At 61.7% G+C, this 24,448-nt stretch carries 23 protein-coding genes and 2 pseudogenes; 7 read left to right on the forward strand and 18 right to left on the reverse strand.

Annotated elements, in window-relative coordinates:
* Positions 1 to 113 precede the first annotated feature (113 nt).
* Complete coding sequence (locus KFO72_RS06645; RefSeq protein ID WP_225031701.1) at positions 114 to 1,361, reverse strand: Zn-dependent hydrolase; 1,248 nt, start codon at positions 1,359 to 1,361, stop codon at positions 114 to 116.
* Positions 1,362 to 1,906: 545 nt separating this feature from the next.
* Between KFO72_RS06645 and KFO72_RS06650 the strand changes: the two genes are divergently transcribed.
* Positions 1,907 to 2,215 (forward strand): DUF4148 domain-containing protein, encoded by a 309-nt coding sequence (locus KFO72_RS06650; protein WP_054930952.1) that lies wholly within the window; start codon positions 1,907 to 1,909, stop codon positions 2,213 to 2,215.
* Positions 2,216 to 2,688: 473 nt separating this feature from the next.
* A complete protein-coding gene (locus tag KFO72_RS06655; RefSeq protein WP_224100764.1) occupies positions 2,689 to 3,033 on the forward strand; it encodes a BON domain-containing protein in 345 nt (114 codons plus the stop codon).
* A gap of 79 nt (positions 3,034 to 3,112) precedes the next feature.
* On the opposite strand, the pseudogene cysS reads toward KFO72_RS06655, so the two are convergent.
* Positions 3,113 to 4,519 (reverse strand): annotated as a pseudogene (cysS, locus tag KFO72_RS06660) (cysteine--tRNA ligase).
* A 389-nt stretch (positions 4,520 to 4,908) separates the two neighbouring features.
* Here cysS and KFO72_RS06665 point away from each other — a divergent pair.
* Both KFO72_RS06665 and KFO72_RS06670 read left to right on the forward strand, forming a co-directional pair.
* Positions 4,909 to 5,064, forward strand: a complete 156-nt coding sequence (locus tag KFO72_RS06665) for a hypothetical protein (RefSeq protein WP_158512193.1) — start codon at positions 4,909 to 4,911, stop codon at positions 5,062 to 5,064.
* Positions 5,065 to 5,171: 107 nt separating this feature from the next.
* The gene (locus tag KFO72_RS06670; RefSeq protein ID WP_054930956.1) at positions 5,172 to 5,888 is read left to right on the forward strand and encodes a transposase; all 717 of its coding nucleotides are present in this window, start codon (positions 5,172 to 5,174) and stop codon (positions 5,886 to 5,888) included.
* A 131-nt stretch (positions 5,889 to 6,019) separates the two neighbouring features.
* Here the strand turns inward: KFO72_RS06670 and KFO72_RS06675 are convergent.
* The 5 genes and pseudogenes from KFO72_RS06675 to KFO72_RS06695 form a co-directional block, all read right to left on the reverse strand.
* A pseudogene (locus tag KFO72_RS06675) lies at positions 6,020 to 8,231 on the reverse strand (penicillin-binding protein 1A).
* Positions 8,232 to 8,565: 334 nt separating this feature from the next.
* On the reverse strand, positions 8,566 to 9,180 hold the full coding sequence (locus tag KFO72_RS06680; protein WP_054930958.1) for a hypothetical protein: 615 nt from the start codon (positions 9,178 to 9,180) through the stop codon (positions 8,566 to 8,568).
* A 53-nt stretch (positions 9,181 to 9,233) separates the two neighbouring features.
* Positions 9,234 to 10,007: a molybdopterin-dependent oxidoreductase gene (locus tag KFO72_RS06685; protein WP_060608791.1), complete on the reverse strand. Its 774-nt coding sequence runs from the start codon at positions 10,005 to 10,007 to the stop codon at positions 9,234 to 9,236.
* A gap of 2 nt (positions 10,008 to 10,009) precedes the next feature.
* Positions 10,010 to 10,603 (reverse strand): cytochrome b/b6 domain-containing protein, encoded by a 594-nt coding sequence (locus tag KFO72_RS06690; RefSeq protein WP_225031702.1) that lies wholly within the window; start codon positions 10,601 to 10,603, stop codon positions 10,010 to 10,012.
* Between the two features lie 289 nt (positions 10,604 to 10,892).
* Entirely contained in the window at positions 10,893 to 11,222 is a 330-nt protein-coding gene (locus tag KFO72_RS06695; protein ID WP_224100770.1) for a cupin domain-containing protein, read from the reverse strand.
* A gap of 106 nt (positions 11,223 to 11,328) precedes the next feature.
* On the opposite strand from KFO72_RS06695, the gene KFO72_RS06700 reads away from it, so the two are divergent.
* A complete protein-coding gene (locus KFO72_RS06700) occupies positions 11,329 to 12,198 on the forward strand; it encodes a LysR substrate-binding domain-containing protein (protein ID WP_054930961.1) in 870 nt (289 codons plus the stop codon).
* Between the two features lie 15 nt (positions 12,199 to 12,213).
* On the opposite strand, the gene KFO72_RS06705 is transcribed toward KFO72_RS06700, so the two are convergent.
* The 3 genes from KFO72_RS06705 to KFO72_RS06715 form a co-directional block, all read right to left on the reverse strand.
* A complete protein-coding gene (locus KFO72_RS06705) occupies positions 12,214 to 13,065 on the reverse strand; it encodes a DMT family transporter (protein ID WP_224100772.1) in 852 nt (283 codons plus the stop codon).
* Between the two features lie 264 nt (positions 13,066 to 13,329).
* Positions 13,330 to 13,572 carry a hypothetical protein gene (locus KFO72_RS06710; RefSeq protein ID WP_103323742.1) on the reverse strand — a complete coding sequence of 81 codons (243 nt, stop codon included), beginning with the start codon at positions 13,570 to 13,572 and terminating at the stop codon, positions 13,330 to 13,332.
* Between the two features lie 12 nt (positions 13,573 to 13,584).
* Positions 13,585 to 13,971, reverse strand: a complete 387-nt coding sequence (locus KFO72_RS06715) for a hypothetical protein (protein WP_060608802.1) — start codon at positions 13,969 to 13,971, stop codon at positions 13,585 to 13,587.
* A gap of 361 nt (positions 13,972 to 14,332) precedes the next feature.
* Between KFO72_RS06715 and KFO72_RS06720 the strand changes: the two genes are divergently transcribed.
* Positions 14,333 to 14,947 (forward strand): DNA-3-methyladenine glycosylase, encoded by a 615-nt coding sequence (locus KFO72_RS06720; protein ID WP_225031734.1) that lies wholly within the window; start codon positions 14,333 to 14,335, stop codon positions 14,945 to 14,947.
* A gap of 34 nt (positions 14,948 to 14,981) precedes the next feature.
* Here the strand turns inward: KFO72_RS06720 and KFO72_RS06725 are convergent, their stop codons facing one another.
* Positions 14,982 to 15,902 carry a LysR family transcriptional regulator gene (locus KFO72_RS06725; RefSeq protein ID WP_054930965.1) on the reverse strand — a complete coding sequence of 307 codons (921 nt, stop codon included), beginning with the start codon at positions 15,900 to 15,902 and terminating at the stop codon, positions 14,982 to 14,984.
* Between the two features lie 142 nt (positions 15,903 to 16,044).
* Between KFO72_RS06725 and KFO72_RS06730 the strand changes: the two genes are divergently transcribed.
* Positions 16,045 to 17,265: an MFS transporter gene (locus KFO72_RS06730; protein WP_225031703.1), complete on the forward strand. Its 1,221-nt coding sequence runs from the start codon at positions 16,045 to 16,047 to the stop codon at positions 17,263 to 17,265.
* On the opposite strand, the gene KFO72_RS06735 is transcribed toward KFO72_RS06730, so the two are convergent.
* From KFO72_RS06735 to KFO72_RS06765, 7 genes are all read right to left on the reverse strand, one after another.
* A complete protein-coding gene (locus tag KFO72_RS06735) occupies positions 17,214 to 18,317 on the reverse strand; it encodes a GlxA family transcriptional regulator (RefSeq protein ID WP_225031735.1) in 1,104 nt (367 codons plus the stop codon). The two genes, KFO72_RS06730 and KFO72_RS06735, sit on opposite strands and share 52 nt — an antisense overlap.
* 239 nt (positions 18,318 to 18,556) lie before the next feature.
* Positions 18,557 to 18,940, reverse strand: a complete 384-nt coding sequence (locus tag KFO72_RS06740) for a nuclear transport factor 2 family protein (protein WP_225031704.1) — start codon at positions 18,938 to 18,940, stop codon at positions 18,557 to 18,559.
* 137 nt (positions 18,941 to 19,077) lie between these two features.
* The gene (locus KFO72_RS06745) at positions 19,078 to 20,493 is read right to left on the reverse strand and encodes a purine-cytosine permease family protein (protein ID WP_176056931.1); all 1,416 of its coding nucleotides are present in this window, start codon (positions 20,491 to 20,493) and stop codon (positions 19,078 to 19,080) included.
* 94 nt (positions 20,494 to 20,587) lie between these two features.
* Positions 20,588 to 21,757 carry an acetylornithine deacetylase gene (gene argE / locus KFO72_RS06750; RefSeq protein WP_225031705.1) on the reverse strand — a complete coding sequence of 390 codons (1,170 nt, stop codon included), beginning with the start codon at positions 21,755 to 21,757 and terminating at the stop codon, positions 20,588 to 20,590.
* Positions 21,750 to 22,427, reverse strand: coding sequence for a DUF1028 domain-containing protein (locus KFO72_RS06755; protein WP_225031706.1), 678 nt, complete (start codon positions 22,425 to 22,427; stop codon positions 21,750 to 21,752). Before KFO72_RS06755 ends, argE begins: the two co-directional genes overlap by 8 nt.
* A gap of 10 nt (positions 22,428 to 22,437) precedes the next feature.
* Positions 22,438 to 22,875 (reverse strand): RidA family protein, encoded by a 438-nt coding sequence (locus tag KFO72_RS06760; protein WP_054930969.1) that lies wholly within the window; start codon positions 22,873 to 22,875, stop codon positions 22,438 to 22,440.
* A 54-nt stretch (positions 22,876 to 22,929) separates the two neighbouring features.
* Positions 22,930 to 24,267 (reverse strand): flavin-containing monooxygenase, encoded by a 1,338-nt coding sequence (locus KFO72_RS06765; protein WP_225031707.1) that lies wholly within the window; start codon positions 24,265 to 24,267, stop codon positions 22,930 to 22,932.
* Positions 24,268 to 24,448: the final 181 nt, after the last annotated feature.

Raw genomic sequence — 24,448 nt, forward strand, 5'->3', positions numbered from 1 at the left:
TTCCCCAATGAACATCAGCAACACCGGGATTGCCAACCCGACCGGCTATCGCTATTCGCCGTCAGCACGAGAAGCATCTGTTCCGCGGAGCGAATAGTCGAACCCATCACGCGTCAAACGGGCCCCCTCAGCGCCTCCACGATCCCCGCCGCTGCCCGCGCGGCCACTTCACACCCGAGCACGATATGGGCCTCCGAAGTATCCTCGATGAAATCGTGACTGACGCCGCCAATGCTCGGCACGAAAAGCATGCATGCGGGAATGTGATGAGCGATCACCTGCGCATCGTGAGACGCACCGCTCGGCATATGAATCCACTGGCCCGGTGCGACCGCTTCGGCCGCTTGCGCAATGCGCTGCTGCAACGCCGTATCCATTACGACCGGCTCTTCCGGGCCGTCGCAAGGTATCAGTTCGACCTGCACGGCATGCTGCAAATTCCACTCGTCCACTAACGCAGCAAGCGCGCTTTCCATCGCATGCAGCCGCTCGGAGTTCCCGTCACGGAACTGCAAGTACATATCGGCCTTGCCGGGCACCACACTGAACGAACCCGGATCGAGATCGATCCGGCCAACAGTCCACACCGTGTCCGCATCCGCCAGGCGGCCAAACGCAGCATCGATACGCGCGATGAACGCAACCAGCGCCGCGCCCGCGTCGCGCCTGATGGACATCGGCGTCGTGCCCGCGTGATTCCGCTGCCCGGTGAAGCGCAACTGAAACTCGCGGATGCCGACAATCGTCGTCACCACGCCAATCGACTTCCCCGATGCTTCGAGCCTTCCGCCCTGTTCGATATGCGGTTCGAGATAGGCGCGTTGTCTCGTCCGATCGAGCATCACGCGCGGCACGTCGGCCACGCCTGCCTGTGCGAGCGCATCGCCGAGCAACAGGCCGTCACGATTGCGCGCGTGCTGCAACGATGCATCGATTGCATCGCCGACGAAACTGCGACTGCCAAGGAAACTCGAAAACGCGCCCTCTTCGTCGATCCACGATGCCACGTCCACCGCGAAGTCGCGTGTCGCCGCGCATTCGTCCAGGGCGCGCGCGATTTCGAGGCCGTAGATCACGCCGAGCGCGCCGTCCAGCCAGCCGCCCGTCGGCTGCGTGTCGGTGTGCGAGCCGATCACGAGCGCGGGGCCGGACTTGCGCGAGCGCCCGAACACCGTCCCGACACCATCGATGGTTGCGTCCAGCCCGGCATCGGTCATCCGGCTGGCAAGCCAGCGGCGCGCGTCCATATCGACCGGCGACAGCGACAGGCGCACCACGCCGGGTCCATTGGCGCCAAAGTTACGCAAAGCCTTGAGATCGTCGAGCAGACGAGCGGGATTGATGCGTGGGAAGTCTTGCACGCGGGTCCTCCGAAACAGGCGTATTTGGGCAAAGCGTGATTTTCGCATCAACCCAATGAACTCGCGCTAGGTGGGGCCTTCACGCGTTGGACCCAATGTCTAAAGGACTTTTGTCCTCTGTAGCAGGCGCCGCGTCGACGCTGCTCCTGGCGAGGATTTCCCGCTGACCGATCCCGGCGCTGAACGGGCGGGCTGTCCCCTTGGTCCCCGTCTACGCTGTCGAAGCGCCGCCCCGACAGCCGGCCAGGCCGTCGCCTGATTTCCCGGCACAACAGTTTTTCACGCCGGGAATAAATCTCCGATCCGCACGGTATTGCCTCGTGCGTCCACAGCGTTGCAGACCTTTGCCCACTGGGCGAGAGGCGCCTGTACATGCGAACCGTGAGTGCCGTTGACGCGTTCGAAACACGCGTGCGTGCCCAGAACCAAGAACAATGCTTTCCAGTTATCCGCCTTAATCTTGCGCGGGCGGATACCTACACTGCATTCAACGGTTCGCAAACGCGATTGTTTGAAAACTGAACCGAATACCGGAGGTAACTATCATGAAGTCCCTGATCCACGCCGTTGTGATTGCCGCAGCCCTCGCTGCCCCCGTAGCCGCATTCGCCCAGTCGAACCAGCCCGTCACCCGTGCGCAGGTACGCGCCGAACTCATTCAACTCGAAAAGGCTGGGTATCATCCCGGCGATGGTGACAACACCAGCTATCCAGCAGAGATTCAGGCAGCCGAGGCTAAGGTTGCTGCGCAGAACAATGCGACGGGCATGGGTGGCGTCACGAGCGGATCGTTTGGTGCCGGTCACGCTGCCGTTTCGAAGGCTGATTGGGACGCGATGTACAACCGTCCGTAATATCCGCGCGACCTGATGTGAAACCGGCCGGCAGTCTCTGCCGAATCCGGCCGCGGGTCAAAGTCGTTCTACATTACCTCCGCCGTCGAGTCCCTCTCGACGGCTTCGCACAGACCTCAACGGTCTGTGCGTCTTTTTTTTTTGGTTCGCCGGGACCCAATCAGAACCGGGCGCGCATGCCTACAGTGCCGACAACCTGATTGCCCGTCGACCACGCGCCTCGTCGATTGCACTTTTGTATTGGCTGTCATACTTTGGTCTGGTTGGCTTTCTGCCGGACGATGCTTGCGCGCCCAGGCGAACGTCACCGTGCCGCACACCATTGAACCGATCGAACCCTTCGCCCATATCGCGTTCGTACCGTCGTCCGCTACGCTGCACTATCATGGTCGGCTCAGGAGGACGCATATGTGTACCTGCGAATCGACCCCGCACGACGTTGGTCGTGCACGAACCAGGCTGTCATAGCAGACATGCGAAACCCGCGATACCGCAAAATCCGGTTGCTGATCGTGACGGCATGCGCGTTGTCCGCGTCCGTGCTGATCAACGGCTGCCAGTCGGCGGCGACGCCACCCGCGACCGCGACCGGGAAGATCGCCCCTGACGATGCTACGCTCGCCGCCCGCGTGAGGCAGGCGTTACTCGCGGACGCGGGACTGCGGTCGCTGCCGATCAGCGTAGCGACGTATCGGGGCGTCGTGCAGTTATCGGGCTACGTGGATTCGGAAGCACAGATTCAGAGTGCGCTCGCCGTGACGCGCGGCGTGCCGGGCGTGCAATCCGTGAGCAACGATCTGCACGTCAGGGCGCAATGACGCGCCATTGCCGGATCGACCCTGCGTAGCCGTCGAACCTTGTCGGAAGTGGGCATCCGGTTCATCGCTGATGCAGCGATCAACCGCCCTCGACATCTGTCCGCTCCCTAGTGATTCCGATCAGCCGTTGCCCTTCTTTGCTGTCCTCGACTCTCCAGCCACGCGCGCTTAACGCCGCCCGTATCTGATCGGCTCTCTCCCAATCCCTCCCAGACCTGGCCCGCTCGCGTTCGCTGAGTAACACGCAAATGTCGTCCGGAATATCAGATGCGACAGGTTTCCATTCGCGCAAGCCAAGACCAAGCACGGTATCAAAGCTGTCTACGGTTGCCCTCAGCGTCGCGGGTGGCAGGTTGCTCCTGGTGAGTTCCCAAAGAATGGCAAGCGCTCGCGGCAGATTCAGGTCCTCGTTCACCTCATCGTCGAAGCGGGCAGCGAATTCCGGATGGACGCGACCTGCTTCCGGCCATGTCGAATAGAGATGGCGCAGCCGGTTCAATGCCGTCTGCGCGCCGTCGAGCGACGCCCAGTTGAAGCGCAGATTACTCCGGTAGTGGGCTGTCAGGCACAGGTAGCGGTAAGCGAGCGGATCGATGCTTCGACTTCGCAAGGTCTGAAGACGAATGAAATCCCCGCTCGACTTCGACATTTTCGTGTTCGTATCGAGCGTCAGAAAGTGTCCGTGCATCCAGAAGTTGGCAAGCCGCGTGCCGTATGCCGCTTCCGTCTGTGCAATCTCGTTGTTGTGATGGACGGCGACATGGTCCTCGCCGCCGCAATGGATATCAAACCACGTGCCAAGGTATTTCGCGGACATGGCCGAGCATTCGATATGCCAACCGGGGAAACCGCGGCCCCATGGGCTGTCCCATTCCATCTGCCGCTTGACTCCGGACGGACTGAATTTCCACAACGCAAAGTCGGTTGCGTTCTTCTTCGCGCCGAGCGCGACCCGCTTCCCCGCGTGCATACCTGCGCGGTCCAGCCGCGCGAGATAGCCGTAATCGTCCTGCTTACTGGTGTCGAAGTAGAGACCGTCGGCCGTCCGATACACGTAGCCGGCGCGTTCGAGTTCGTCAATGAACGCGATCTATTCAGCGATGTGATCGGTCGCCCGGCACCAGACCGTCGGCTCCAGCAGGTGCAGGGCTCGCCAGTCCGCGATGAACGCGTCGGTGTAGCGTCGCGCAATGGCCCACGCGGATTCCCCGGTTCGCCGGCTGCCTTTCTCCATCTTGTCTTCGCCTTCGTCCGCGTCAGAAGTCAGATGGCCCACGTCAGTGATATTGACGACGTGCCGGACCTCGAAACCGTTACGCATCAGTACGCGGCGCAGGATGTCCTCGAACACGTAGGTTCTGAGGTTGCCGATATGTGCATAGTCATAGACGGTGGGTCCGCAGCAATACATGTCGACCCGACCGGCGTGGATTGGCGTGAACGGGCGCACGGCACGCGACCAGGTGTCATACAGCGCAAGCGGCATCGAGTTTCTCCATCCCCAAGACATAGGGCCAAAAAACAGAAAGGCCGCCGGTTTTGCAACGGGCGGCCAGAAGGCGTTGGCTTCAACGTATAGCTGGATGGCTAGACGCAGTTCCCCCCCGGCACGTTCTGACAACATGCGCGGATCAGCGAGGCGAGGAGTTTGGCGTGACTGGACATGTCGACAATCCTAGCGTCTGTTTGCCGCGCAGGTCAATACCGTTGAATCGCTGCTCCCGGTGACGGCCTGCGAATGGCCGATCGCTCCCAACCCGGGAATTCACGTCGTTGGAAGAATCTCTGATTCGAGTTGATCGTTATCATTCGGATGCCTATCAATCTGAACCGAGAACTTCATTGCTGGGCTTGGCCGGGTCAGAGGAGATTCGAATGGAGCACCCGATCTCCTTCGACTGCTATGCCGCCGTGCTGCCTCAAATATTGGTGCCCGATGCCATAGACAACGACGCCGCTATTCAGCGCTGGCATAAGAAAATCAGGTCGCGATCGGCAAATCAGCGAAATGAGGCCAGAAAAAAGGCCTAATCGCGATGTAACGGCGCGCACGTCGTCGATAGAATTTCATTACGCACCGTCACGCGTCCGATAACTGTCGGATCGCTTTCTCACATCGGATTTCCGGTTAATTCAGCATGACACGGCTCGCACGGCACTACGTCCCAGAACAACCGCAGCACGTTATCTTGCAGGGGCTCACGGGGCCCGCATTCCTCGACGAAGGAGACTACCGGTACTTCCTCGCCTGCCTGGCAGACGCAGCGCGCGTCGCCGATCTGGCAGTCCATGCGTGGGTACTCATGCCTGACGCCGTACAGTTCCTCGTCACACCTTCATACGAATCGAGCGTGGCGATGGCGATGCAGGCGGTCGGCCGTCGCTATGTCGAGACCTTCAACCGCCGCCATGGACGCCGCGGTACGGTGTGGCGTGGCGGATACTGCGCAACGGTGATCGAGCCCGACCGGTATTTTCTGTTCGCGAGCCAGGTCATCGATCATGCGCCGGTGCGCAACCGCCTCGTGGCAGAGCCGGGAAGCTACCCGTGGTCGAGCTACACGCATCACGTCGGGCTGCGCTCCGATAGCTTCATCAAGGACCATCCGCTCTACCGGGCGCTCGGCGATACGCCGTTCGAGCGCCACCAGGCTTACCGCGAACTGGGCGCACAGCCCCTGAACGAACTCGAGGTCGATAACCTGATTCAGTCGACGCTCAAGGGCTGGGTGCTCGGCAGCGCCGCGTATTGCGAGTGGGCGGCGCAGACGGCCAACCGGCGTTTGATGCCTCTCCTTCTGCGCGACCGGCCGCCCAGGGTTCGCACGGCACGCGGCCTGGCACGTGTGGGCTAATCGATAGAAAAACAGGTGCTACAGCCGACGAAACTCCGCGCGCGATCCTCGGAACGCACGCGTCACGTCACGTCTCCGGCGCACGCCATCACATGACGCAACACGCTACGGGAGCGTCACCGCCAACGACACTAGAACGACCAGAACAGAAAGTGGCGGCGACGTTGCGCGTGGACCGTGCGGGGCGGGCGCGTTTGCGGGCCAAGCTGGGCACGGGGATCGACGACTCGCGCGCGCAGCGCCATGTCGTAAAACGCGCCCACCATCGGCAACGCGCTGTGGGCTCCCTCGCCCCAATAGTCGTTGCCGAGCGTCACACGTGCGTCGTCGAAACCCACCCACGCGCCAGCGACCAGTTGCGGATGCATCAGGATGAACCAGCTATCGGTGTTGCCCTGCGTCGTGCCCGTCTTGCCGGCTACGTCGGCGAATCCCGAAGCGGGCCCGGATGTCCGAGCCGGTTCCCCGGTTGACCACGTCGCGCATCACGTCGACGAGCGTTTGCGCAGCGGTGGCCGGTAGCGCCGCTTCTGGCGATGCGCTCGGGAATTCTGCGAGCACCTTGCCGTTTTGATCCTCGATGCGCGTGACCATGCGCGGTTCGATATAAGCGCCGCGGTTCGCAATCGTGCAATACGCCGAGACCATTTCCTTCAGCGTGACGGGGCTGGTGCCCAACGCGAGCGACGGCACCGCTTCGAGCGGACTCTCGCGCACACCCATCGCGCGCGCGAGCCGCGCGACCTTCTCGGGGCCTTCCTTTTGCATAAGCTGAGCCGTGACGCGGTTGCGCGAATACGCGAGTGCGTCGCGCAGCGTCATGGGACCACCCGTGGGCGGTTCCGCGTCGGTCGGCCGCCAGATCGCATGTCCGGCGAGAGGAATGGCGACGTTCCTGTCGACGATCGTATCGCTCGGCCGCGCGCCGTCCGCAAAGGCCGCGCCGTAGACGAACGGCTTGAACGTCGAGCCCGGCTGGCGCCGTGCCTGCTGCACGTGATCGAATGGCTCGTCAGCGAAATCGCGACTGCCAACCCATGCCTTGATATCTCCGTTGCGTGGATCGATGGCGACAAAGCCCGCCTGGATCTGCGCTTTGCTCCGGCACAGCGCGCGGACGAACGCGGGGTCCGTGGCGAGCTTTCGTAGCGCAGCCTGATCCGATTGCCCCGCGTCGCGCGCGGCGCGGTACTCGGGCGTCTGCCGGATGAACGTCTGGAACAGGTCGTTGCCCGGCCAGCAACCCGTGCGTTCGTTCCATGTGTCGTTCGCGATCCATTGCAACTGGTTCGTCTGCCAGTTCATCGCCTGCGTCGCCATTGCCTGCAGACGCGAATCGATGGTCGTGCGCACGACGAGCCCGTCGGCATAGATGTTGTAGCCGTTGCGATCGGCCCATCCGGTCAGCCACTTGCGCAATTGCACCGCAAAATGCGGTGCGGGGCCCGGCGACGCGGTCTGGAGCTCGAAATCGACGTTGAGGGGTTGACGCTTCAGCCATTCATACTCGCTGGACTTGAGCTTCCCATACCGGTTCATCTGCCCGAGCACCGTATTGCGCCGCTGCAAGGCGCGCTCGGGATTGAGCACAGGGTTGTAAGTGCTGTTGGCCTTCAGCATGCCGACCAACGTCGCGCTTTCAAGAATGTCTAGCTGGGCCGCCGATTTGCTGAAATAGGTGCGTGCGGCCATTTCCACGCCGTATGCGTTATACAGAAACGGCACCGTGTTCAGGTACGTCTCGAGGATCTGATCCTTGCTGTAGACCGCTTCGATCTTGAACGCCGTGATGGCTTCCTTGAGCTTGCGCGTGAGGGTCGGTGCGCGGCCGATGTCGTCGGGATACAGATTGCGCGCGAGCTGCTGCGTGATCGTCGAGCCGCCTTGCCGGTCGCCAGAGAACGTATGCAGCGCGGCCGACGCGGTGCGCTTCCAGTCGATGCCGTGATGCTCGTAGAAACGACGGTCTTCCGTCGCGACCAGGGCATCCACCATGTACGGCGAAATCTGCTTGAGCGACACCCATTCGCGATTGACCGGCTTGAAGTCCGCGAGCAGCTTGCCGTCGGCAGACAGGATCGACGCTGGGCGGTCGACGCGGACTTTGCGGATGTCGCCGATGCCCGGCGTGAAAGGCACGAGCGCGAGCACGTACAGCAGGAACGCCGCCGGCACTGCACCGAGTGCCAGCGCGATGCCGCGTCGCGTCGGATGCCTCAGGGCTCGCAGCGCGGCGACGACAACGAGTCGGGCTTTCGTTCTGCCGGCAGCCGCCAGCCGTTCGATGCGGGCGAGCCACCTTGTGCAATGTTGATGAAACAAGGACAAATATCGACGGTTCACGGTGACGACGCGCTGGCGGAAAAGGCGGGATCGTACCAAAGCGCCAGGACGCTTTTGCCGTCAAAACAGGGGTGCCGGCTGAACCATTAACAGATGATTACATTTGTTTCGAGTGGCAGCAGACATGCGAGTCCGATTGCCCGCGAACACCACTCAATTGCGTTGGAGGTTCCAGATGAGTCATGCACGGGAGGAAAGCCGTTCGGCCCGCGAATCGACCGACGGCGACCATGCCTGCGTCGCAAGCGAGATCGCCGACATTGTCTAAAAGATCTACGGCACCCCTCCGGGCTTTCGCGTCAACCACGCGAAAGGCACCGTACGCCAGGCACAGTTACATCGGCGGCGCGACTCCGTCCTTTTCAACCACGACGAATTGCGCGCCGTATGTCCCGCCGCTGGCGGGGGCCGCCACCACGAACACTTTCTTGCCCGCGATCAGATCGGCGCGCGTGGCGGGCGCAAGCGTCACGACAGGCACATTGGCCGGCACCGTGATCGAGTTGCTGCCGCCCTTGTACGAGAGTTTCAGGTCGCGCCCGTTTGTGCTCTCGACAACCGTGTCCACATTCGCATTCGTCATCGAACTGTTGGCGCCGAGATCCCATGCATAGTGGCCTTCGCCCGTGCCGCGCGCGGCATCGGGGAAGACCAGCACTTCCTTCGCGGTCAGCTTGCCGTCGGGGCCGGGCGTGGCCGCCGCGCCGACATAGGAGCCCGGTTTGATATCGGCGAGCTGGATTGCCTTGACGGCGCTAACCTTCGACGCGTCGCTCATCGCGATCGTCACGGTGTCGCCGCTGCGGCGATGCACCGTCAGCGTATTGCCGGAGAACGACACGATGTCGCCACGGATACGTTCGGGCTTCACCGCCGGCGATTGAGCGAACGATGCACTGGCGAGCGTAAGCGCGACGAGGGAAGCAGCGAGCTTGAAGCGAATGGACATAGGTACTCCGTTGTTGTGATGTGATGTGATGGAAAATATCTGCGTCGGGCGGGTCACGATCCGCCAAACCAGTTGTAGCCCTGGTTTTCCCAGTAGCCGCCGGGAAATTCATTCGTCACGGTAATGGCGACGATATGTTTCGGGTTCTTGTAGCCGAGCTTGGTCGGCATGCGCAGCTTCATCGGGAAACCGTATTTCGCTGGCAACACCTGGCCGTCGTAGGTCAGCGTAAGCAGCGTCTGCGGATGCAGCGCCGTTGGCATGTCGATGCTCGTCCAGTAGTTGTCGGCGCAATGCAGCGCAACGTATTTCGCCGTCGTATCCGCGCCTGCCAGCACCAGGAAGTCGGAGAAACGCACGCCGCCCCATTTGCCTATCGCGCTCCAGCCTTCGATACAAATATGCCGCGTCACCTGGCTGCGTTGCGGCAGCGCGCTCAACTCGCCCAGCGTCCACACCCGCTTGCCCTTTACGAGACCCGTGAGTTCGAGCCGCCAGGTCTTCGCATCGACCTCCGGTACCTGATCGATATCGTAGAAAGCATTGAACGGAAATGGCCGCGTAATCATCGATTCCGGATAGGTCGGCGCAAGCTTGTGCCCGTCGAAGAGCAACGCCTGCGCGTCGTCGTTGAACGAGGACATGGTGCGTAGCAGTGTGTTCACCGACTTGTCATTCGTCAGATCGCAGCCCGATAGGAGCGCCAGGCCGCCCAGCGTCAGGATTCGCTTGCCAAAGAGGCGCCGCGAAGACGAACCCAGTTCCTTTTGTGCGTCCTTGATGATGGAGGCGGCGTCGAGGGTCCGCACGTCTTTGCCTGAAGTCATGGTTAGCGTCCCCGGATCATGGTGAGCAGCGATCGCGGCACGAGCGCAACCATGACGATGTGGATCGCGAAGAAGCCGACGAGCACGCCCATCGCGGCGAAATGCACGACGCGCGCGTTATCGAAGCCGCCCATCAGCGTCCGCAGCAGTGGAAACTGCACCGGCTTCCAGATCGTCAGGCCGGACACGATCACCAGCGCAATGTCGACGATGACGACGAGATACGCCAGCTTCTGCACCGCGTTGTACTCGCTGAGGTTGCTGTGGCCAAGCTTGCCGCGCAGCGCTGCGACGAGGTCGGTCGCAACCGCGCGAAGGGTGAGGGGAAAAATGGTTCTGCGCAGCCGCCCGGTCAACATGCCCAGCGCCAGGTACACAACGAAGTTGGCGACCAATACCCACATGACCGCGAAGTGCCAGAGCAGTGCGCCGCCCAGCCAGCCGCCGAGCGTGATAGCCGCCGGGAAGCGTATCGCCTTGAAAACGGGCGACGCCTCATACACCTGCCAGCCGCTCAAGCACATGAGGATCACGGCTGCGGCGTTGATCCAGTGGAATGCACGGACCCATAAGGGATGAATCGTGGCGTGATTCAAAGAGACCTCGTTGTCGACGGTACGGAAGGCGCGTTGCGCGACGATCTGCGGGAGAGGCGATAGAGCGCGCGTCGTCCGCGCAGCATCGTTCGACACTCCGGAGCCGGCACCACGGTCGCGCAGCGGCTCGTGGTCGGCTTGAAGATGAGGATCGCAGGTGGGCGGCAGCGAGGGTATCGGTCAAACGACCGATGAGCGCCGGCGTTCGATGTCCGGCCGCATGAAGAAATGCGTTGATGGAAATGTAAAAAGCGGCACGGCTACCTGGCGATCGACGCCCGATCCGCCTTTAAGCGAGCACGATGTCTCGCTCCCCTCCAGACTGGATGTTGATGTACACGACATCATGAAGCGTCTCGTTCCTGACGTGGTGGATGACACCGGGTTCAACCGTGTAATGGTCATCGACGCGCCTTGTGTCGACCAACGCGCCCGCTTTGGTTTCGACAGTCAGCACGCCTTGAACGACGACAAAGCGATCTCTTACCTTCGTATGGTGATGCCACGCCGTTTCGCCGCCGGGAAGAACCGTGGTCTGGGAGACGGCGTAGTCTTCCTCGATCAGCAGCGTCTTGTATCGTACCTTGCTGTTCGCGAGGGGAATGTCCTTGTCATTCAATTCAGCCTCCTGTGAGATGAGCTCTCACTGTAGCGTCCGGATCGATATCCAGGGTAGCGACGAATTTGTGTACGATGGTGTGAGTTAAATCGACGTCTCGATCCTCATGCGCCGACTTCCCCCGCTCAATGCACTTCGCGCCTTTGACGCAGCCGCCCGCCAACTCAGTATTTCGGCCGCCGCGCAGGAGCTGCATGTGACTCATAGCGCGGTGAGTCATCAGGTGCGCCAGTTGGAGCAATGGCTAGGAAAATCGCTATTTGTGCGCCATGCAGCGGGCGTGCGCTTGACGGCTGAAGGACAAAGTCTGAAGCAGGCTGTCGATCATTCGTTCTCGACGCTGGCGGCCCGATGCGCGGAGATCGCGGAGCAAGCGCCAATCTCCGAAATCGTGCTCGGTGCACCCGGCAGTTTTCTGTCGAACTGGCTTATCCCGCGGCTCGACCGGTTCGAGTCGAGCTATCCGGGTATTCGCGTTCGCTTGCAGACGAGTACGGCGATGGACGATCTGCGACGCCAGGTCGTCGACTGTCTGATCGTGAGCGATCGACACTGGCCAGCGGATGTCGAGGTCATGAGCCTTTTCGACGAAACGGCCGGCCCTGTCTGTGCACCGTCGTGGCCTCATCGCATTGCGATGCCGGCGGATCTGCCCAGTCAACCGTTGCTGCACACCAGTTCGCGCCCGCACGCGTGGATGGAATGGGCGTCACGCAACGGCGTCGAACCCGCCCTGTTCGTCGAGGGCCGTCGATTCGACCATTTGTCCTTGCTTCTCGAAGCGGCTGCGGCCGGACTGGGTGTGGCTATCGCCCCTGCGTTGCTCGTCGAGCGCGAACTGTCACAAGGCAAATTGATCGCGCCGCTAGGCTTCGGACCGAACGACGCCGTCTTCGCCTTGTGCGCGATGCGCGGTCGGTCGGACAAGGCTTTCTGCGACCTTCGTGAGTGGCTCGGAAAGGAGAGCGCTGCGTGAGCCGGTAACAGCCTATCAGGCGCCGCGGCCGCGTGCATGAAGCAGCACGGTCCCGATCCCGCTACATGCAATCACGAGCATGCCGAGCGTCATCCACAGATCCGGTACCTGACCAAAGAAGAGCCAGCTGAAGAGCGTGGCGAACGCCAGTTGCGCATAGCCGAAAGGCGTGAGCACAGCGAGTGGCGCGCGTCGAAGCGCCTGCAGCATCAGCGAGTGCCCCGTCGTTGCGAGCGTCGCCATTACGAGAACAAGCAGCCAGCTGCCGAAGCGCACGCTTTTTATCTCGGGGAACAGGCTCGCCTGAGCAGTCCACAAGAGTGCCGAAAGCATCAATGTCGCCACCAATGCCGTCAGGAAATTTGTGGTCATTGGGTCGCCCGTCTTCGACAACTTGCTGGACACGACCTGAAAGCACGCGAAAGTCGTTGCGGCGGCGATCGGAAAGCACACCGCCCACGAAAACTCGCCGCCACCGGGCCGCACGACCATCAGCATGCCGATGAAGCCGAGAATGACCATCGCCCATTTGCTTCTCGCCACATTCTCACCGAGGAGCGTTGCGGCCAGAACCGTGGTGATCAGCGGCGCCATCATTGCCAGCGAAGTCGTGACGGGAAGCGGCAGATAGCGCAGCCCCGCAAACGTCGAGGCCGAGTTAAGGAGCAGCAGAATGGCCCGCAGCAATTGCAACCGGAATGGCCGCGCACCGTTGAGACCGCCCACTCCGCGCCGCATCAGCCAGACGGCGAGCACGACCGTCTGAAATACATACCGGACCCAAAGCAGCGCAAGCAACGGCACCGAAGCGCCGATGACCTTGACCATGGAGTCACTGCCCGCAAAGGTTGCCGTTGTGAGAACCATGATGAAGATCCCCGCTTCTACGCTCGATCCGGCGAAAAAGCGGTTCAAATATTGCAGGTACTGCACGCGTCTCCCTGATCGGCGCGTGGCCGAGATGGCTAGTATGGAATGTGAGGCGGCCTTCTCGCCGATGTCGCCCGAGTCAAGGCGTCGACTGCGACCGAGCATCACGTCTGAGTCGACGACAATGCCAGACTTCAATCAAAATTGGAAGCGCCGATATTCGGCGCATTCAAACGCGCACTTCTCCTGCCGCCGCGCGCATCAGGACCGCGATCGTTCAGAAATCGCAACGAGCTTTTTCTCTGAGTGTCGATATAGAGCACCGTGTGCATCCACTCTAAAGCAGGCGTGAATTTCCCCTGGACTGTCAGCGCCCGCTTTTTTCATGTCGATGTCGAGATAGCCGCTGGCAGCAGCGATGAAAGGCTGCATTCCCGCTTTTGGATTGATCTGTGCAACGCTCTGAATGACGCCATTCGAGTCGTAAAATACCCTCAGCTTCATGAGTCGCTCCCGCTATGGCACGTCTGTGCAGATTGCATACAGGACGTACGTGACCGTGAAATGCATGCCGGGAGGCGCATTCCCGGCGTCGAAACAGGTTATCGGTACGATGTGCGAAATACTGGTGTCGTCCTCCTGCACTACGCTTATCGTCGTAATCTGCAGTCCGGCCTTTATGTTCCGTAGTTCCCGATGGGGACGCTCAAGCACCGGTCGATCCAGTACGTCCGATCCTATTTCAACCAGAAGCGGCACCGCCTGCCATTCAACTAGCCGTGGTGGCCGTGCTTTTCTGCTGAGGCCTTTGTTAAAAGGCGGGTCCACGCCAGTTATTGTCCAGAACATCGTATGGCCGGTTTCGATCGTGCTAACGAGTGCTTCGATGACAGTGACCGCCATGTTCATCTCCGGGAAGCGGGATTGCGGCCGTGGCGAGGCTTAACGGTCGAATGTATTTCCTGGTTGAATCTAGTTGATCCGCGGAAACTGCCATTTGCGTATTGATGGACTTGCGTTCGCTAACGAACGCTGCAACGTGAAACAGTTCGTTCAGTCATTGCAATCCATAGGGCGCAATCGACATCGACCATCAAAGCCGGGACTGTTGAGCAACGTGAAACCTGTCCTTTCCGTTCCCGTCTTCAAACATTCGCGCCGATAGTGAATACTCTCGTCGACGCGATGCCGCATTCAACGCGGCAACAAGGATGGCGTGTGCGAGCCGTCTTGACCGCGAATCCATCTGTCCGGCTGCATAGACCTGTTCGCAGCAGAATCGTTACCCACCGTGACCTTGCACGTTTCCTCCCATATCGAACCAATCGATTTTTCAGCGCCCTCAGCCCGGGTGGCACGGCGGCTGATCGGCGCCATCCTGACGGTGGACGGCGTAGGCGGCCGCATCGTCGAGACGGAGGCGTACGATCCGGAGGAACCGGCGTCGCATGCTTTCCGCGGGCCGACGGCACGCAACGCCGTACTGTTCGGTCCGCCCGCACACGCCTATGTGTACCGGTCGTACGGCATTCACTGGTGCCTCAATTTCGTGTGTCGAGAAGAGGGTCACGGCGCCGGGGTACTGATCCGCGCGCTCGAACCGTTGACCGGCCTGGATGCGATGCGCCAGCGGCGCGGGCTCGAACCGATCCGCCTGCTCTGTTCCGGACCGGGCCGCGTCGGACAGGCGCTTGGCATCGCACACCGGCACAACGGCATGTCGTTACTGGAAGCGCCTTTTCACGTCGAAGCGCCGCAAGAGCCGGTGTCGGTCGTGTCGGGGCCGCGCATCGGCATTACGAAGGCGATCGCGTTGCCGTGGCGCTTCGGCCTCGCTGCGTCGAAGTTCTGGAGCAAGCCGTTTCCAGAACACCCTTGAGCACGCGCGTCGCGACTGTCATAGCGGACCGCGATCATTGCGTCGTGGCCGCTTCGAGTATGCGCGCGGTACGGGTCCGTAGACGCGGCGCCACGAAGTCGAGAAACGCACGCAACTTGAGTGGCAGAGGCGTCTGTCCTTTATGCACGAGACTGACGGGCAGCGGTGCCGATTCGAACGTATCGAGCACGACGCTCAGTGCGTTGTCGCGAATCGCGTCCGCGACCTGATAGGACAACACGCGTACCAGTCCAACGCCAAGCATCGCGGCGGCGATCGCAGCTTCCGCCGTATTGACTGCAAGCCGTGAATGAACGGGCACGGATACTTCTGACTTGCCGGACCCGAACGCCCACGCACGACTCGATGCGAGCACCTCGAAGGTAATGCACTCGTGCGTCGCGAGATCGCGCGGCTTGACGGGCACGCCATGCGTTGCCAGATACGCGGGACTCGCGCAAACGACCCGGCGCACAGTCCCCACTCTCGTCGCCATGAGCGTGCTGTCGGGCAGTTCTCCAATACGGATGGCAACGTCTGCCTGCTCCTCCATCAGATGCACGACGCGATCCGTGAGCACGAGGCTCACGTCGATCTCCGGATAGTGCGCGAGAAATTCCGCGACCACGGGCACGACGTGCAAGCGGCCGAACACGACGGGCGCCGTGACCACGAGTTCGCCCTTGGGGGATGCGTATTCCCCCGTCGCGGCGCGCTCGGCTTCGGCAATCTCATCGAGGATGCGCCGGCACGCCGCCACATACGAGGCGCCCGCTTCCGTCAGGGAAAGCTGCCGCGTCGTGCGTTGAATCAGACGCGTCTTCAGATGCGACTCCAGTTCGCCCACCTTGCGGCTCACCGTTGCCAACGGCATGCCGAGGCGCCGCGCGGCGGCCGACAAGCTGCCCGAGTCGACGACCGCGACAAGGATGGACATGGAATCAAGCCGATTCATCGGATGGCCCTATCAAAAAATGGAAGGATGATTCCCGATGTTGGGAGATTCTCTTTATAAATGCAAGCGCGTAGCCTTCAGGCTCCGGGGCCCCGGCAGCTTGCCGCCCATGCCCTGAAGATCGAAATAGAAGGAGAGTGCCGTGAACGGCCTGCCGAAAACATCCAGTCATCCCCAGCCCCACGCGGTCGCGTCACGCGCGAAGATCGTCATGATGGCGGTCATCGCCGGCGCAGTGATCACCAACATCTACTGCACGCAGCCCATCCTGCCGTTGATCGCTTCGGGCCTGCAGGTCGACCTGACCACCGTCGATCTGGTCGCCGGCGCGGCGCTGCTCGGCTTTGCAACGGGCCTCGCCTTGCTGTTACCGCTGGGCGATCGCTTCGACCGGCGCAAGCTCGTGCTCGCGCAGATTGCGCTCGCCTTCGTCTTCGCGCTGGGTTCCGCGCTTTCACCCGGCATCTGGCCGCTGATCGGCGCGTCGTTCGGTCTTGGCATCGTCAGTTGCGTGCCTCAGCAGCTGGTGCCCTTCGCTGCCGTCATGTCATTGCCGAGTGAGCGCGGGCGTTCGGTCGGCACGGTCGTCAGCGGCATCATGGTCGGCATTCTGCTGGGCCGCACGATCAGCGGCGTGATCGGCGCGGCCTACGGTTGGCGCGCCGTCTACGGCGTGGAAGCGGTGTTCATGATCCCCGTCTGGATCGCCGCCGCGTCGCTGCTGCCACGCGGCGTGCCTTCCACCGATCTGTCCTACGGACGTCTGCTCGCGTCACTCTGGCCACTGGTTCGGGACCATCGCCCGATTCGCGAATCGATGATTGTCCAGGCGCTGCTGTGGGCCTGCTTCAACGCGTTCTGGGTCAATCTGGCGGCCCTTCTGGCAAACGGCCCGCAGCATCTCGGCAGTGCGTGGGCCGGCGGTTTCGGCATCATCGGCGCGACGGGTGCGCTTGCCGCTTCACTCGGCGGCCGCGCGACAGATCGACTCGGCTCGCGCGCCGTCATTGCGGCCAGCATCGGCATCGTTACGCTTGCCTATGTGCTGCTTGCCGGCGCGGAGTCCTCGCTGACGTTCCTGATCATCGGGGTCATCGTGCTCGATATCGGTGTGCAGTCGGGACTCGTGTCCAACCAGACGCGCGCCTTTGCCGTCGATCCCAAGGCACAGGGCCGCATCAACAGTCTGTACATGACGGCCACCTTCTCCGGCGGCGCCATCGGCGTGATGATCAGCGGCTGGCTGATGACCCGCTTCGGCTGGACGGGCGTGGTGATCTTCGGCATTGCATTGGGGCTGGTCGCTTCCGCCTACCACTGGCTTGGCGGCAACCGGCGCATGCGGAATGCGGCCCAATCGTGACCCGTACCATCGTGTAGCAGTGGAGCGTATCCGGGTGCGCAATACGCCGTGGCCTCGAGATCGACGGATTGTTCCGCCCGATCCCTATGTCGCGGCATGCCGTGCACACCCTGGACACCTCGCATTTGCTGTCGACATTGCATCGGTGTCGCGCTGATACGCCTAAGGAAGACCATGCGCATATGCGTGGCATTGTGGAAACCGCATTTGAATGCAATGGTCTTCAGAGGGTGGTCCGTCTCACCTAATATCTTTCTCGCTGCGTCCACACGAAGTTCTTCGACAAATGCGGATGGCGTCTTCTGCGCATGTTTCGCAAACAGCCGCGAAAAACTTCTTCTGCTAACCGAGACGGCACTGGCAAGCTCTTCGATCGACAGTTCATCGGCAATATGATCGGTGACGTATCGCTGTACCTTCTCGATGAACGTGTTCTTGCGTGCGGCGGGATCGATATACGGTCTGCCCTCGTGATCCATGTCCATGCCAAGACACGTCGCGACGCGTGCGGCCAGTTCATGGCCCCAGTCCTCCGCGACCTGAGATAGACACAGGTGCCAGCCCGCCGTCGCACCGGCGGACGAGACCAGATTGCCATCGCGTACCAGCACCTTGTCGGGACGAATTCGAGCCAGCGGGCATTCCCGGGACAGCGCACTGGCATCGGACCAACCGACGGTGACTTCCCTGCCATTGAGCACACCTGCGTGCGCCAATAGAAATGCTCCACTGCAGATCGAGCCGATCCGCTTCGACTGGAAAGCGCAATCGCGCAACCAGTTCAGGAAGTCGCGTCTCGGGCGAGCGTTCGACAAGTACGGTCTACCCGTTACCAGCAAAACATCGACGGGCGCCTGAAACGCTGTGTAGTCGAACGGGACGCAAAGCTGCATGGAATTCGAGCAGGCTATATGGCCCACGCGCTCACCTACCAGCGACACCTGATACTGGCAAGTTTCCCGCAGGCATCGATTCGCTTCGTAAAAGACATCGAGCGCGCCGGCAATATCCAGCGCCTGCACACCGTCCAGCACGACAATAGCGATTTTCATTTTCCGGACCCGCACGTGTGCGACTGGAATGACATGACCTTGCGCGCGACTTACGCCGATCGACATGACCGCTATCACGTTCGACCTGGTTGTGAAAGCTAGTCGTATGGCCTGCAGATAGCCACCCTACTATTGTTTGAATCCGTCACTGCAACAGGATGGACGATACTTCCGTATAGTCCGGGCGGTATGCGTGCGGAACAAGCGTTGGCGTGCGGGTGCTTTCCAGGGCGGCGCCGTCACACGATTCGCTGCACCCACTGACTACGCCAGTCGGGTGCATCGAAGGGCTCCGAAAAATATTGGGTCTCGTGCACGACCTTATCGTCGTGGAACTTCATGATGCTCACGACGTATGTCGCGCGGTCCGTGTAGTCGATCGTGTATTCCGTGATCCAGAGATCGCCGTTTCCCTGAATTCGCCTGACATCGAAACCCGAAGGCCGGCCGGGATGATGACCGCGCAATGCCTGCAAATTGCTTCGTCCGACGATGCGTTCACCCGACTGCGGATAATCGCAGACGGCATCGTCGTGATAGATATCATGTTCCAGGTCGAGATCCCCCTCGGCCGACGCTCGCCAGTGCGTATTCAAGGCTTCACGAATCTGTTCCTCTTTCATCGGCCACCTCCAGCATCAGGATGTGAATTCGGGCCTTTGTAATCTCTGCCGAGCGACACGTGCGCGGGCGTTGCCCGCGCGAACACAGCGACCCATGTCAGCAGCATAGGCGCAAATGTCCATGGGCGCTGTCTGGCTCAACGAATCGAAGCCCGCATCCCTGCATTCAGACGGCGCCGATACGTCGTATTCCGCGTTGCCAGCCAGTAGTAAAGCGGCGACGTCAGAACGAGACCGATCACCCACGAAAGATCCGCGCCATCCAGATAGCCGGGCACGGGACCGGCGTACATCGGCGTGTTCATGAACGGAATCTGCACAGCGATACCGACTGCGTACGCAATGAGCGCTTGCGGATTGAAGCGTCCATAAATGCCGCCGTCCGCCTCGAAGATCGAGTCGATGTCGTACTTGCCTTGATGGATCACGTAGAAATCGATCAGATTGATTGCCGTCCACGGCACCAGCACGACGAGCAACGCAAGCACCAGATCGACCAGATTGCCCACGAAATTCGTCGAAGCCCCGAGCGCCGCATAGCAGCATGCAGCAAGAATGACGAACGAGAACACCGCCCGCGTGCTGGCCGTCGGAATCCAGCGGTACGCAAAGGTCTGCACCGATGTGATCGCCGCAAGCACGGCGCCGTAGAGATTCAACGCGTTGTGACTGATGACGCTGAGCAGGAACAGCACCAGCATCGGCAAGCCGAGCGGACCCGTGGCCTGCTTGACGGCATCCATCGCATCGACGCCCGGCGGCACGGCCAGCACGGCAACAGCGCCGAACACGAACGCGAGCGTCGAACCGATCGTACAGCCCAGATACGTCGCCCAGAACGTGGACGCGACACTGACGTTTTCCGGCAGATAGCGCGAATAGTCGGACACGTACGGCGCAAACGCGATTTGCCAGAGCGCGGACAGCGAGACCGTCGCGAGCCAGCCGGCGATATTGAAGCCGCCGCGCGTCAGAAAATCCGCCGTCGAAACGTGCGTCAGGATGTACCAGAAGCCGACGAAGATGCCGATGCCGAGCACCCACGTCCCGATCCGGTTCAGGATATGGATGAAGCGATAACCGATGATGCCGATCAGCCCGGAGCCCAACGCGCCGACGATGATGCCCACCGGCACGGGCACACCCGATTCGATTCCGTGCAACGATTTCCCCGCCAGCACGATGTTGGAAGCGAAGAAGCCCACGTACATCACGCCCGCAATGACGGTGACCAGCAGCGCGCCCCACGATCCGAACTGGGCCCGGCTCTGGATCATCTGCGGAATGCCCATTTGCGGGCCTTGCGCCGAATGCAGCGCCATCAGCACGCCGCCGACGGCCTGTCCCACGACGATCGCCACGATGCCCCAGAACAGGTTCAGATGGAAAAGCTGGACGCCGAGCGCCCCCGTTACGATAGGCAACGGCGCGATATTGCCGCCGAACCAGAGTGTGAAGAGGTCACGCACCTTGCCGTGACGATCCTCGGTTGGCACATAACCGATCGTGTGTTTTTCGATCAATTGGGAAGCTTTACTGTCCGTGGTGGCCAAGATGCTGTCTCCTGTCTCGCGCAGCTGCGCTGCGATATTTCAGCGGCTCAGGCGTGGCCCGAGCGCGCTCGTTGCTTGCGTTCATCCATTCGAATCACGCGCCGGGCCGGGTCGCGAGGTGATCGGCCAGTCGCGTCAACATCGCATCGCACGCTTCGAGTTGTGCGACTGTGACGAATTCGTCCGGCTTGTGTCCCTGATCCATGCTGCCGGGTCCACAGACCACAGCGGGTATGCCCGCCTGATTGAAGAGTCCGCCCTCGGTGCCGAATGCCACCGTGCCGAACTCGCGGGAGCCGCACAGCAGCGCGAGCAGCTGCGCCGCGTCGCTATCGGGCGGCGTCGCGAGTCCCGGGTAAGCCGAAAGCGGCGCCAGGCGAATCCCGGTCTCGGCATTGACCGCGCGCATCTTGGGCAATAGCTGGGTCTGCGCATAGGTTTGCAGCTGGTCGGCCACGTTCGTCGCGTCGTAGCCGGGCAGCGCGCGCACTTCGAAATCGAACTCGCATTCGGCCGGCACGATGTTGAGCGCGCGACCACCTTTGATGACGCCCGTCTGTACCGTCGAGTACGGCGGATCGAAGCGTTCGTCATGCTGCTCAGGCAAAGCCAACTGCTCGCCGATCTCTTCGAGGCGGTTGATCAGACGCGCCGCGTACTGAATCGCGTTGACGCCGTATGGCGCGTACGCCGAATGACACGGCGCGCCCTTCACCTGGCAGCGCATCGCCAGCTTGCCTTTGTGACCGAGCACCGGCTTCAGTTCCGTCGGTTCGCCGATGAGGCACAGCGCGGGCTTGTGCGCGCGCTTCGCCAGTTCTGCGAGCATCGGCCGCACGCCGAGGCATCCCACTTCTTCGTCATAGGAGAACGCGAGATGCACGGGCACTCGCAGATCGCGCGCGAGAAACGCCGGTACCGCCGCCAATACCGATGCAATGAAGCCTTTCATATCCGCCGTGCCGCGTCCGTACAGGCGTCCGTCCTGTTCGCTCAGACGGAACGGCTCGACCGTCCACGGCTGTCCGTCGACAGGCACGACGTCGGTGTGGCCGGATAGCACGATGCCGCCGCCCGCGTCCGGCCCGATCGTCGCGAACAGGTTCGCCTTCGTGCGCTCCGCGTTGTAGAACAGCTCGCTTCGAACCCCGAGATCGCCAAGGTAATGCCGGATGAACTCGATCATCTCCAGATTGGAGTCCCGGCTGACGGTGGGAAATCCGATCAGCCGTTCGAGCAGCGCGCGGCTCGAGCCATTACTCATCGCCCGGCACTCCATAACTCGGCGCGGCCGTCGGATTGAGCGCGCGGGTGACGTAATCCTGCATTTGCGGCTTGTACGCCTGCCAGAGGCCGTCGAGCTTGCCGATGGGATCGTCGTCGGCCCAGTCGATGCGCAGATCGACGATCGGCCAGCTCTGCTCGCCGACGATCTTCAACGCCGCGGAATGCACAGGGCCCGCTTCGCCGCCCGCCGTCATCGCGGCATGCATCGCCGCGAGCAGCCGGTCGGCCAGCGCGCCATTCGCATTCTCGAATGCAGGGACCATCGCCTCGATCACGCCGGTGCCCGCAAGCATGTTGCCCGCCGCGACGCATTGCTCGCCCGCCACTGCGTGATATGTACCGAGCGCTTCCTTGCCGCTGAAAAACGCAGTACGTCCGCTGGCGTCGATCACCGTGACCTGTCGATACTCGCTCCAGTCGCTCGCACCGAGCGCACGGTTCAGCGCGGCGGCGGGTTCGAGCAGCGTGTGCTCCAGCAGATCGAGAATCTGCGGGCCGAGCGCGGGCAACGTCACGTTCTGCGTCGCCACTGCGCCCACGCCCGCACGCAACCACGGGCAACGCGCGCCGACTGCGATGCTCGACGAACTGATCGCGATACCAAGCTGCCCGGTTCGTGCACAACGTCCGACGATAGAAAATGTCATGGCGTGTTCCTCAGCCCTGAGACGGCGTCCATCCATCGGGAATGACGGCGATCACGTCGATCTCCATCAGCCACTGCGGCTGCCCCAGGGCCGTGACGACGAGGCCCGTCGAAATCGGGAACACGCCCTTGAGCCACTTGCCGACTTCCTGATAGACGGGCTCGCGATACCGCACGTCCGTCAGAAACGTGGTCGTCTTGACGATGTGCGACATGTCGCTGCCCGCTTCTTCGAGCAACTGCTTGACGTTCTTCATCGCCTGCTCGGCCTGCGCGCGCGGGTCGCCGAGCCCGACGAGCTGTCCGTTGAAATCGGTCCCCACCTGGCCGCGCACGTACACCGTGTTGCCCGCGCGCACGGCCTGGCACAGGTCGTTGTCGAGCGTCTGGTTCGGATACGTGTCCTTCGTGTTGAACATGCGGATGCGGGTATGCGTAGGTTGGCTCATCAATGCACCTTGATACGAAGTAAAGGGAGAATGCGGTTCGGGTCCGTGAGCGCTTCAGCTCAAGTCGAGTTCGCTGACCTTCTGAACGCGTGAATCGGCTGTGGCAGCGCCGTTAGGCGCCTTTGCATGGCTTTCAGGCGCGTCGTAGTACGCGAGGTATTTGCGCTGCGTCGCGATGTGATCGGCAATATGCTTCGCGTCGTGCCACACGCCCCAGATAAAAGCGGAGCCGCGACGCGACAACCACGGAAGCCCAAGAAAATAGATGCCCGGCTCTTTCGATACACCACGCTGATGCTTCGGCTTGCCTTTGTCGTCGAAGGCATCGACTTGCAGCCAGTTGAAATCGACGGCATAGCCGGTCGCCCAGACAATCGACGTCACGCCTGCCTTGACCAGATCGAGTTCGAGAATGGGATGGATGACACAGTCCGGGTCTGCGGGAATGACGCGCGCCTCGGGTTCTTCCGGGAGATCGAGACCGTTGCGGGCCGCATAGGCATCCGCAGCGTCTAGCAGCGACAGATAGTTTTCGTCACCGCGCGCAATGTTGTCCGCGAGATCCGAGTCGAACGTCACGACGCTGTCGTCGAACGATTTCGTCAAACCGACGAGCGTGACGCCCTGATGCGCAAGACGTCGAAAGTCCACCGTATGGCCGCCGCGCGCGCCGCTCACCGCGATGGTCACATGCTCCTTGCCCGGGCGCATCACTTCGGCATCCCATTCGCCGAGCACGCCGAGCCACCAGCAGAAGTCGCGGCCGCGATACCCGCGCGGCGGGCGATCATGCGGCCCGACCGACAGATATACCTGCTTGCCCGCGCGCTGCAATTCATCCGCAATCTGCACGCCCGACGAACCCGCGCCGATCACCAACACGCCGCCTTCCGGCAATTGCTGCGGGTTGCGATAGTCGGCGGAATGAATCTGCGTGAACCGATCCGATTTCGGCGCGACGGCGGGAATCAACGGGCGTTGAAACGGTCCCGTTGCGACGACCACGCGGTTGGCTTCGAACGTACCGTCCGAGGTCTCGACAATGAAACCCTGGTGGCCCGCATTGCGCACCACCCTCTTCACTTCGACGCCGGTATGGATCGGCGCATTGAATTTCTTTGCATAGGCGACGAAGTAATCCGCCACCTGATCCTTCGACGCGAAGCCATCCGGATCGACATCGGCGAACTCGAGATCGGGGAAACGATCGTGCCATGCGGGACCATTGGCAACCAGCGAATCCCAGCGTCCCGTGCGCCACCGCTCGGCGATGCGCGCACGCTCCAGCACGATATGCGGCACGCCGATGTTGCTCAAATGTTCGCTCATCGCCACGCCGGCCTGCCCGGCGCCGACCACGAGCGTGTCGACTGACGTTGTTTTCACTGCCATGGCTAAGTCCTTCTCAAAGGCGGTTTGATTCGAGCCGTCGTGACTGCGCGTTCGATCCGGGCGAAGCCACTTGTCGAACGGCGCGCAGCACCGTGAATCAGCTGTCCCGGTGCAGAATCTACGCGCGCCCCCCGAATCCGAAAAATATATTTAAAAAATGCACCGCACAGGATTTACCTAT

This window comes from Paraburkholderia sp. XV, from assembly GCF_020177535.1.
Classification (GTDB): Bacteria; Pseudomonadota; Gammaproteobacteria; order Burkholderiales; family Burkholderiaceae; genus Paraburkholderia; species Paraburkholderia caribensis.

Excerpts from the sequence above, each read along its gene's own strand:
- KFO72_RS06650 (WP_054930952.1), top strand. The coding sequence starts at position 1,907 with ATGAAGTCCCTGATCCACGCCGTTGTGATTGCCGCAGCCCTCGCTGCC.
- KFO72_RS06655 (WP_224100764.1), top strand. The coding sequence starts at position 2,689 with ATGCGAAACCCGCGATACCGCAAAATCCGGTTGCTGATCGTGACGGCA.
- KFO72_RS06665 (WP_158512193.1), top strand. The coding sequence starts at position 4,909 with ATGGAGCACCCGATCTCCTTCGACTGCTATGCCGCCGTGCTGCCTCAA.
- KFO72_RS06670 (WP_054930956.1), top strand. The coding sequence starts at position 5,172 with ATGACACGGCTCGCACGGCACTACGTCCCAGAACAACCGCAGCACGTT.
- KFO72_RS06680 (WP_054930958.1), bottom strand. The coding sequence starts at position 9,180 with ATGTCCATTCGCTTCAAGCTCGCTGCTTCCCTCGTCGCGCTTACGCTC.
- KFO72_RS06685 (WP_060608791.1), bottom strand. The coding sequence starts at position 10,007 with ATGACTTCAGGCAAAGACGTGCGGACCCTCGACGCCGCCTCCATCATC.
- KFO72_RS06700 (WP_054930961.1), top strand. The coding sequence starts at position 11,329 with ATGCGCCGACTTCCCCCGCTCAATGCACTTCGCGCCTTTGACGCAGCC.
- KFO72_RS06705 (WP_224100772.1), bottom strand. The coding sequence starts at position 13,065 with ATGGTTCTCACAACGGCAACCTTTGCGGGCAGTGACTCCATGGTCAAG.
- KFO72_RS06710 (WP_103323742.1), bottom strand. The coding sequence starts at position 13,572 with ATGAAGCTGAGGGTATTTTACGACTCGAATGGCGTCATTCAGAGCGTT.
- KFO72_RS06715 (WP_060608802.1), bottom strand. The coding sequence starts at position 13,971 with ATGGCGGTCACTGTCATCGAAGCACTCGTTAGCACGATCGAAACCGGC.
- KFO72_RS06725 (WP_054930965.1), bottom strand. The coding sequence starts at position 15,902 with ATGAATCGGCTTGATTCCATGTCCATCCTTGTCGCGGTCGTCGACTCG.
- KFO72_RS06735 (WP_225031735.1), bottom strand. The coding sequence starts at position 18,317 with ATGAAAATCGCTATTGTCGTGCTGGACGGTGTGCAGGCGCTGGATATT.
- KFO72_RS06740 (WP_225031704.1), bottom strand. The coding sequence starts at position 18,940 with ATGAAAGAGGAACAGATTCGTGAAGCCTTGAATACGCACTGGCGAGCG.
- argE (WP_225031705.1), bottom strand. The coding sequence starts at position 21,757 with ATGAGTAATGGCTCGAGCCGCGCGCTGCTCGAACGGCTGATCGGATTT.
- KFO72_RS06755 (WP_225031706.1), bottom strand. The coding sequence starts at position 22,427 with ATGACATTTTCTATCGTCGGACGTTGTGCACGAACCGGGCAGCTTGGT.
- KFO72_RS06760 (WP_054930969.1), bottom strand. The coding sequence starts at position 22,875 with ATGAGCCAACCTACGCATACCCGCATCCGCATGTTCAACACGAAGGAC.
- KFO72_RS06765 (WP_225031707.1), bottom strand. The coding sequence starts at position 24,267 with ATGGCAGTGAAAACAACGTCAGTCGACACGCTCGTGGTCGGCGCCGGG.